The organism is Flavobacterium cyanobacteriorum (genome assembly GCF_002251835.1).
GTDB lineage: Bacteria > Bacteroidota > Bacteroidia > Flavobacteriales > Flavobacteriaceae > Flavobacterium > Flavobacterium cyanobacteriorum.
The window spans coordinates 1-8,982 of record NZ_NOXV01000284.1; the positions used below are offsets into that span (position 1 = coordinate 1).

An 8,982-nucleotide genomic window follows, 5' to 3' on the forward strand; every position below is an offset into this window, starting at 1 on the left:
CTATCCCGGGGCTGTTTTTTTTGTTCATACGGCTCAAAGGATTACTTATTGCCAAAAGTGAGAAAGTAGTTGCGGCAACAAATTTTGACTGAGTTTGAGAAAAAGCAGGACCTCACCAAAGATGGCAGGTAAGCACCGGCTGCCGGGCTTAGCCCTGATGGAAGCGGCATCCTCCGCGCCGCCTGCTTTCGCGGCGGGGAGATATAGCTGACAGCAGGACCATGCCGCTGCAAGAGTGCAATGTGTAGCCTGCTCCAGACAAAGCCACCAGCAACCATGGCTATAATGATGTTTTTCGTTGTAATATTGTTAGGCCAGGGCATAAAAAAAGGAGCTTACCCAACAGCTTTCCGCAAACGGAAGAGAACGGTAAGTTCAGCTACTCGTTCCTTTCTACTAATATAGCTACAGATGTAAATGGTGAGGCATCAGTTTCTGAAGCACAGGGCAGATGGAGCCAGGGCAAATCTAGATAATATCATAATCTTGGTCGCCTGTAGTAATGTCTGTACCGCCTGTTAAGAAATCTTCTAAATCTGTAGATTCTGAAATGTTTACACTTCTTGAAAATGTTCTAATATCTTGTTCACCAAAAGGATTTTCAACGCCAAGCAGACCACTTTCAAAACCTTCGGCAACAATAAGCGGTCTGGTTATCATTCCATCATTTCCAGCATCATCAATTTGCAAGGTTGCAGAACCAAAAACACCGTCAAAAGCTCTACTTGCAGTAATATTTTGTGTAAAAATTATATTTTGCGCATCTATTTGAAACGTACAAAAACATAGTATTATTAATGTTAAAAAGCTTTTCATGATTGTTTAGTTTGTAAAAGTTAAATCGAACCGACCGTTAGTGATATTTATGATTTCTCCTGTTGTAATTTCTTCAGCTTGAAACTCGAAAGTGCCAGACATGATTTGATTTTGAGTATCAAATCGAGTAAAAGTTATTGACCCGAAATAATTTTGATTAGTTTCAAATTCACCAGATTCAATACTATTAGAAAAAACATAGCCTGCTGAGCCTCCCGTAAAATCATTTTGAATAGAATTATTATTTAAAATATAAGTTTCACCTTCATGCACTTCAATCCTTCTTATGCTTATACTCGCATCTTCAAAATCATTAGAAAATCCTCTTTGCATATTAATTGCGAGGAAATATTCGCCATTTACAAACTGATAAAAATTATTCATCAATCCGCTATCGGTAAAGGGTTCTCCATTTACTAAACAACCTATGGTGTTTTCTCCGGTGGTTGTCATCGGTGGTAATAGGTCAATTGGGTTTTGCGAGTTGTTGTCATCATTATTGCAGCTTACTAAAAGGCCCCCTAACCCCCAAAGGGGGAACAAAAGTAATAGGTAATAAAATGTTTTTTTCATGATTGATTTGGTTTTATGTTTATTTTATTGAGTGAATTGCATGTCAAAACGGCCTTCACAAATCTGTCTTAAGTCTCCATTTTGATCAATTACATCAAACCAAAAAGTTCCGGAAACAGTTTGATTATCTAAATCAAGATGAGTAATTGTCATTTGACCAGTTTCATTCGAGTTTGTAAAGAACAAATCTCCATTATAACCAAAAATTCCTGTGGCGTTTCCGACAGCTTCTGTTATCAATTCATAAGTTTGCCCTTCTTCTATATTTTTAGCATTCGTAGAGAGAGAGAAATTAAGTTGAAATTTTCTTGTTCTTCAAATCTACCAGTTACAAAAAAATATCGTTCACCATTAATGAGTTGGTAGTTACATTGAATAGGGTTTACGACAAATCTTGGGATAAAAGCTTCTCCATCTAATAAAGCACCAAATGTATTGGCGCCTGTTTGCGTGGCGGGTGGCAGTTTGTCAATTTCGGCCACGGGGCGGTTGATGTCATCGTTATTGCAGCACAGCAGGGTCAATGATAAAAGGAGGGTGAGTAGCGATGGTTTCATAATAAGTTTTTTTCATTTCCAAAAGGTAGTTAAATGATTGATAATAAATGGATTTTAACTTTTAATTAACAGGAATAAAAGCAAAATGTTTTGATGAAGTAGTATAAAAAAAGCACCTACATTGCTGTAAGTGCTTCATTTTTTTATTGTGGTCCCACCTGGGCTCGAATGCTTTGAGTGTAAGCCACTATATTTTTGATGTGGCAAATATATAACTTTTTTTGAAACCTAAAAGTATACCTTAAATTAATTTCTACTAGCATAATAGAGAATTAATAATATCCAGTGAATACTTGATATTAGATACTAATAAATATAAGTTTGATGTAGTTTCTAGAATCCAAACTTCATTTGATTTAGTTACAAATCTACAAATTTTAACTTCATTGTTTTCTAAAGTTTCTGAAAAGCAATTTAATTTTAAGTTTACTATTTCAGATAATTCATTGTAATCTGAATTTGAGTTTTCAAATGAAATTAAAACTGCTTCTAAAACATCAAGGTTGAAAATTAGTTCAGTTTTATATTTACTATAGTTCAGAAATTTATTAAACTTTTTACCCATATAAATGTAACTATCACAATCCTCTATTCTATCCTTTGTAACTTCCAAATCAAACTCCCAATTATCATATTGCATACCTAACTTGAAAGGTATATTTAATTGTTTCATAACTTTTGGGTATAAAAAAACCACCTTGTTATTGGTGGTTAAATTCTATTCGGTGTAATACATTTTTGGAGATTTTAGCCTTTTGACTTCTTCAATTCCTTCATCATTTGAGAGCAATTCAAAGTTTACTCTAGCATAATTTACTCCCATTTTTGGTACTAATCTCAAATAATATGTTTTGCCAGCTTGGGCATTTATAGTATAAAACCTTTCAGTTTCAGCCTTAACAATGATTTTTTGTTCTCCAACAGGCACATCAAAGCACAAAAAACTTTTTGGACCAACTACACCAACTTGATTATCTATAGAATTTAAAAAAGTATTAAATTTTACAAAACCTCCAAAATTTCCTGTTCTAACTAAATAGATTCTTGCTTTCTCTATAGGTACAGGTTCTTTATCTGTAAATTTTTTGTATTGTTTTGTTGAAGCACAGGATAGAATTAGCAAACTAATCAGTGCTAATAAAATTGATTTTTTCATTTTAGTTTGAGTTTTAATATTTAATTTTTATTGTTCCTCAATTGGTGTAATAAGTGCATGTTTGCCGAATGTTTATGGGATTTATGATTCTAGAATTAATCATCCCAATTTAAATGTTTTTGTAATTGCACCGCCAGCATCGGGAAAGGGAGTAATGAGTTGGTCAAAAAAATTGATAGACCCAATTCATGAAAATTTAGTTAGTGAAAGTAAAAGAAAGATTGTTGAGTATAGAAGGAATTCTCAATCCAATCAATTTTTAGAAGAACCAAGAGTTCAACTAAAAATAATACCAGGTAATACAAGCTCCTCAAAAATTTATGACCATCTCGAAAACTCTGATGATAGCTTGTTAATATTTGAAACAGAAGCTGATTCATTATCAAATATGTTGAAACAAGATTGGGGCGATTTTTCAGATTTATTAAGAAAATGTTACCATCATGAAACAGTTTCAATAAGTAGGCAAACAGGAGATAGATTATATGAAATAAAAAATCCAAAATTATCTGTTGTTGTATCTGGGACACCAAATCAAGTTAAACCATTAATTGATTCAAGAGAAAATGGATTGTTCAGTAGATTTATTTATTACTATTTTGATGAAGTAAGCAGTTGGAAAGATGTATCTCCTAGAAATCAAACTATAAGTTATGATGAGATATTCGGAAATGAATCTTTTGGAATTAAAAGATTGTATAATAAATTAAAAACCATTCCAAAAGTTGAAGTAAGAATGCATGATAGTCAATGGGATTTATTTCAAGAAAAGATGATTTTAGCTGATGGAATAATTCAAGCAACTAATAAATTAGATTTTATGCCTGTTGTAAGAAGATTAGGAAATATGACTTTTAGAATAATAATGATATTGAGTATTATGAGAAATAAGGAAAATATTTCTGAAAACAATAGAATAATATATGCTAGAGATGAAGATGTAATTTCGAGTTTAGAATTGTTAAAAATATTAATAGAGCATTCCTTAAATATTTTTGATAAATACGATAAAAAATCAATCCAATTAACCATGTCCGAAAGAAACTTATTAAGTAGATTGCCCGAAAATTTTAAAAGAGGAGAAGGTTTGGAAATAGCTGTAGTGTTAGGATTTCCTGAGAGAACTTATGATGAAACTTTGAAAAAATGGGAAAGAAAAAAAGTAATTCAAAAGGTTAGTCATGGAGTTTATCAAAAAAATCAAATAAACTAAAATTGCAGAATTTGCAATATCTGCAAAGTTTGCAGAAAATATATAAAGGCGAATATCATAAAAGGTATTCGCTTTTTTCATTTCAATATTAACCATTTTAAAGATTAAATTTTATGCAACTAAGACATTCAGAAAGGAAGAAAGCCAAGATAAAAATGGCTCTTCAAGGTTCAGCAGGTTCAGGTAAAACTTATTCAAGTTTACTACTTGCTCAAGGTTTAACTAATGGAGATTTTACCAAAATTGCCATTATTGACACAGAAAATGGAAGTGCTGATTTATACGCTCATTTAGGAGATTATAATGTACTTACATTAGCACCACCATTTACTCCTGACAACTACATTAAAGCTATTGATGTATGTGAAAAAGCAGGTATGGAAGTAATCATTATTGATAGCACCTCACATTGTTGGGATTACTTATTAGATTATCATTCAAGCCTAGCAGGAAACTCATTCACGAATTGGGCAAAAATCACACCTCTTCAAAAAGCATTTACAGATAAAATATTACAATGTGATGCTCACGTAATTGCTACTATGAGAACTAAACAAGATTATGTACTAAATCAGAAAGATGGTAAATTCATTCCTGAAAAAGTTGGATTGAAAGCAGTTCAAAAGGATGGCTTGGATTATGAATTCACTATTGTGTTTGATATAGATATTAAACATTTTGCAATTGCTAGCAAGGACAGAACAGGAATCTTTAAAAATCTAATTGAATTCAAAATATCAAGAGAAACAGGGGTTAAAATTCTTAAATGGTGTAGTTCTGGTACTAACTTACAAGATGCTAGAGAGAAAATTAAAGCAACTAAAACAGTTGAGGAATTGAAAGTTTTGTACAATCAATACAGCAATTGGAGAGAGCTTTTAGAGTATGATTTCAAACTTCAAAAAGATACCATCAACTCAAAAGAATTATTGTTAAACCCTAAATCATTTTCAACAAATGGACACACAACTCATCACTGACAATTCTACTACCATAATAGAGAATAATGGTAGTACTACAGAAGCAACATTGGTATTACAAAGAGTAAATCCGAATGGTACTAAAACTATATTGAATTATCCTAAAAGTGAAAATATTGATATAGATAATGAGGTTATGCTACCTAGCAAGATTAATGAGCTTATTGCTGTAGAAAGCACTTCAAAACCTACAGAAACAAGCTTATTTATACCCAAACCATTTATTGAAGCTAACACTTCAGAAATTAGTTTGCATACCTTAAAAAGTGATTGTATTATACCAGTTTTTAGCAAGGATAATGAACGTACAATTTCTCATAATGAGTTTATTGAAATAGCTGAAAATTGTATTTCAAAAGTATTTCCACATCATCAAGTAGATGTTCCAGAAGTGCGTGTAAGCCATCAAATTAAGGGCAGGGTCCCAAGTGCCATAAATAAACAAGCTAAAGATTTGCTTGACCACGAAAGAACACAATACTTTGAAAGAATGGCATTCATTATTAGAATACCTAGTATTGTTGATACAATTAATGGTAATGAAATTGCCCTTTGTATTGGTGGAGTAAGAAGCTATAATTTAGAGAACCTATACAACAAAAAGACTATTGAAAAGTTCAAGTTTTTTATTGGCTTCCAAGTGAAAGTATGTTCTAACCTAGCTGTATCAAGTGATGGATTTGTGGAGGAAATGCGTGTAAGTTCGTATCAAGAATTACAAAGCAAGATTTTAGATGTGTTGTACAATTTTAATGCAGAAAAGCAATTAGCACAAATGAAGCAACTTTCTGAACACTCACTTACAGAACATCAATTTGCTCAATTATTGGGCAGAACAAGATTATATCAGCACTTGCCTAAAAAAGACAAACTAAATATTCCAGTACTAAACTTCAATGATGGTCAGCTTAATACCATTGCAAAAGACTATTACGAAGATGCTAGTTTCAGCAGAAATGAAAATGGGGATATCAACCTATGGAATGTATATAATCTCTTTACTCAAGCCAATAAATCAAGCTATATTGACACTTTTTTGGATAGAAATGTAAATGCCTTTGACTTTTCAAATAGCTTGTTAAAAACACTAAATGGTAGCTCTAACTATCATTGGTTTTTGAGTTGAGAAGAACCCAATCCCTTAATTGGGGTTGGGTTTTGTTTTTAACTGAAATAATTTTTTGGTAAAAAATTTAGCTCCAACTATTTTACACACATACAAGCTTCCGCACAAAACACCCCCGCCACTTCTAAATCCCACTAAATACCCCCACTTATTTGGAGCAAGAAAAGATTTCTTGTGCCATATTTTTTTCATTCTAAATTTTAGCTTACATAAATTCAAGGTGATAGTTGTAATTTTTTAAGTTCAGAGGTGTGTTTAAAGTTTGGCAAAGTTCAACTCAAAAAAATTAAATCAATGGTACGAATTATTGACTACAAAAAAAGACAAGCAGAGGATGGCAGAGAATTCTTTGTTTTAGAAATTTCGGGAGGTATTGAAATGGTAAAAAGCCAAACCTCTAATCAGTTTTATGCAACTGCTAAAAAAGCATTTATTTCATCAACATTTGATGAGCAAACTTGTAAAGCTCTTATTGGTACTGAAATGCCAGGTAATGTAGTAAAACAAGAATGTGAGCCTTATGAGTATGTAAATAAAGACTCAGGAGAGGTAATGATGTTAAGCTACAGATATGTTTATACACAAGAAGAAGCTACAATATCTAAAGAAGACAAATCTATTCAAAGGCTTCTAGCTGAGGAAAATACTTTTTCAAGTAATGGGCATCACAAAGAAGAATTTGTAATGTAAAATTTAACTCGTCCATTTTTGATATAGCTCTATTAAGGGTAGTATCATTTGTGGACGAGTTTTTTATTTTCTATTCCTATGGAAGTAGCTGAAATTAAAGTTTCCTATTCAAATACTAATCCTGATAGAGTTCAAGTTACAAATAGCCAAAAGATATTTGAAGTGATTATGAAGCATTGGGATTTAGATATTTTGGAGTATCAGGAACAAATGAAAGTAATATTGCTCAATAGAGCAAATATTGTATTAGGCATCTATGAGATGTCTAAGGGTGGTATATCAGGAACAGTAGTAGATATTAGAATTATTTTAGGTGTGGCTTTAAAATGCAACGCATCAGCCATTATTTTAGTACACAATCATCCAAGTGGTAAGTTAGTTCCAAGTGAACCTGATAAAGCTATTACAAAAAAGTTAAAAGAAGCTTGTAATTTGCTTGAGGTGTATTTACTAGACCATTTAATTATATCCAAGTTTGGGTATTACAGCTTTGCAGATGAGGGTACTTTATAAATTGCAAATATTGCAGTTTCTGCAACTTCTGCAATATTCTAAAACTTATATTAATTTCTCTCTAATGGTAGTAATTTTTAAATTTTAAATTAATGAAAACTGTATATGTACTATTTGAAACAGATTTGCACAAATCTAAATTCAGCAGAATATTTTTGGGAGTGTTTAGTAGTTTTAATTTAGCTAATCAATATGCAAAAGATAATAATTGCTATACAAATAATACTGAAGTTGTCATACTCGAAGTAGAGTTGGATAAATTTCAAGAAATGTAAATTAATTGTATAAGTGTACTGGAGTTTAAATATCAATGAAAAAGGTATAAATTAAATCTTAACTAAAATTCCAAGATATAATAATATAGCCAAAAGTTGAAAAATGGACTTGTTTTATCAAGCAATTTGAATACTTCTATTGCCCTAGATACTATTTCCCAAGCAATTAGGCTGTTAACTAACAAATAGCCAAAATGTATTTTTTAGTTGCAAAATATGGTACATAATTTGATATGTTTTAATAAACTTAAAATATGAAGTGGTTTAAACTTATTTGTTAAATAAAAAAGGGTTGACGAAATTTGTGTTGCAAAACATAATTATTTCAAAATCAACCCTTATGTACAGTGTACTTGACAAAGATATAATAAAAAGAGAAATTGTTCCTTATTTACCCTTAGCAAAAAGAGGTTTTCAGGTGAGAGTCCCCTTAGAAGAAGTGATAAACGGGATTTTTTACAANACTGCCTCAATTTTTGCTCTACCTGCTATGCGGATACTGTTTTGTGCGGGGTTGGGAAACAGTTGTACTGCATTGTTTTCTGCCTTAAAATCCTGATTAGACAGCGTTGCCAGGTAGCCTTGAATTTCAGCTGAGCAATATGAAGTGCCTATTCCTACCCAGGAACTCTGTTCTGTTGAGGAACATATTGAACGTACAAAATAAACATGACATCCTGATGTAATTGGTGCGGAAGCAATAACAAAGGAAGTCGTAGGAGATATATAAGTACCGTTAACTGGCCATGATGTATTTAACGTAAAGTCAGGAACGACTGTAATTTCCCAGGTAGTTGCATCTCCATTCTCAGTCCAACTAAATATAACATCATTGGGATTGCTTACTGTTTCGTAGGTTAAATCTGTCGGGGGCGGGCACTGCGCGTTGCCAGTTACACCGATGAGTAGGGCTAATATGGGTAATAATTTTTTCATGAGGTTAACCTTTGAAATAGACTTTTATTCTTTTAAGATTTTTTTGTAAATTTTTTCCTTTTCCGTGAGGATTTCGACTATGTAGATCCCCCTGGGAAGGTTTTCCACAGCAATACTATCATTGCCCTGAACCCGGCTGATGATGGC

Annotated in this window: 13 protein-coding genes; 6 read left to right on the forward strand and 7 right to left on the reverse strand. The window is 32.2% G+C overall.

Annotated elements, in window-relative coordinates:
• Positions 1 to 468: 468 nt before the first annotated feature.
• From CHU92_RS10910 to CHU92_RS10930, 6 genes are all read right to left on the reverse strand, one after another.
• Positions 469 to 816, reverse strand: a complete 348-nt coding sequence (locus tag CHU92_RS10910; protein WP_207759841.1) for a hypothetical protein — start codon at positions 814 to 816, stop codon at positions 469 to 471.
• Positions 817 to 822: 6 nt separating this feature from the next.
• Complete coding sequence (locus CHU92_RS10915; RefSeq protein ID WP_243389592.1) at positions 823 to 1,389, reverse strand: DUF6252 family protein; 567 nt, start codon at positions 1,387 to 1,389, stop codon at positions 823 to 825.
• A 24-nt stretch (positions 1,390 to 1,413) separates the two neighbouring features.
• A complete protein-coding gene (locus tag CHU92_RS15585; protein ID WP_129583065.1) occupies positions 1,414 to 1,629 on the reverse strand; it encodes a hypothetical protein in 216 nt (71 codons plus the stop codon).
• A 20-nt stretch (positions 1,630 to 1,649) separates the two neighbouring features.
• Complete coding sequence (locus CHU92_RS10920; RefSeq protein ID WP_094415493.1) at positions 1,650 to 1,946, reverse strand: hypothetical protein; 297 nt, start codon at positions 1,944 to 1,946, stop codon at positions 1,650 to 1,652.
• A 256-nt stretch (positions 1,947 to 2,202) separates the two neighbouring features.
• On the reverse strand, positions 2,203 to 2,619 hold the full coding sequence (locus CHU92_RS10925; protein ID WP_094415495.1) for a hypothetical protein: 417 nt from the start codon (positions 2,617 to 2,619) through the stop codon (positions 2,203 to 2,205).
• Between the two features lie 45 nt (positions 2,620 to 2,664).
• Positions 2,665 to 3,102: a DUF2846 domain-containing protein gene (locus CHU92_RS10930; RefSeq protein ID WP_094415497.1), complete on the reverse strand. Its 438-nt coding sequence runs from the start codon at positions 3,100 to 3,102 to the stop codon at positions 2,665 to 2,667.
• 40 nt (positions 3,103 to 3,142) lie between these two features.
• On the opposite strand from CHU92_RS10930, the gene CHU92_RS10935 reads away from it, so the two are divergent.
• From CHU92_RS10935 to CHU92_RS10960, 6 genes are all read left to right on the forward strand, one after another.
• On the forward strand, positions 3,143 to 4,315 hold the full coding sequence (locus tag CHU92_RS10935; RefSeq protein WP_262494647.1) for a YfjI family protein: 1,173 nt from the start codon (positions 3,143 to 3,145) through the stop codon (positions 4,313 to 4,315).
• Between the two features lie 113 nt (positions 4,316 to 4,428).
• Positions 4,429 to 5,295, forward strand: a complete 867-nt coding sequence (locus CHU92_RS10940) for an AAA family ATPase (protein ID WP_094415501.1) — start codon at positions 4,429 to 4,431, stop codon at positions 5,293 to 5,295.
• On the forward strand, positions 5,273 to 6,421 hold the full coding sequence (locus tag CHU92_RS10945; protein ID WP_094415503.1) for a DUF3871 family protein: 1,149 nt from the start codon (positions 5,273 to 5,275) through the stop codon (positions 6,419 to 6,421). Before CHU92_RS10940 ends, CHU92_RS10945 begins: the two co-directional genes overlap by 23 nt.
• Before the next feature lie 294 nt (positions 6,422 to 6,715).
• On the forward strand, positions 6,716 to 7,111 hold the full coding sequence (locus CHU92_RS10950) for a hypothetical protein (RefSeq protein WP_094415505.1): 396 nt from the start codon (positions 6,716 to 6,718) through the stop codon (positions 7,109 to 7,111).
• Between the two features lie 78 nt (positions 7,112 to 7,189).
• A complete protein-coding gene (locus CHU92_RS10955) occupies positions 7,190 to 7,624 on the forward strand; it encodes a JAB domain-containing protein (protein WP_094415507.1) in 435 nt (144 codons plus the stop codon).
• Positions 7,625 to 7,716: 92 nt separating this feature from the next.
• A complete protein-coding gene (locus tag CHU92_RS10960) occupies positions 7,717 to 7,899 on the forward strand; it encodes a hypothetical protein (RefSeq protein WP_094415509.1) in 183 nt (60 codons plus the stop codon).
• Positions 7,900 to 8,859: 960 nt separating this feature from the next.
• Here the strand turns inward: CHU92_RS10960 and CHU92_RS16255 are convergent.
• Entirely contained in the window at positions 8,860 to 8,979 is a 120-nt protein-coding gene (locus CHU92_RS16255; RefSeq protein WP_207759842.1) for a T9SS type A sorting domain-containing protein, read from the reverse strand.
• Between the last annotated feature and the right edge of the window lie 3 nt (positions 8,980 to 8,982).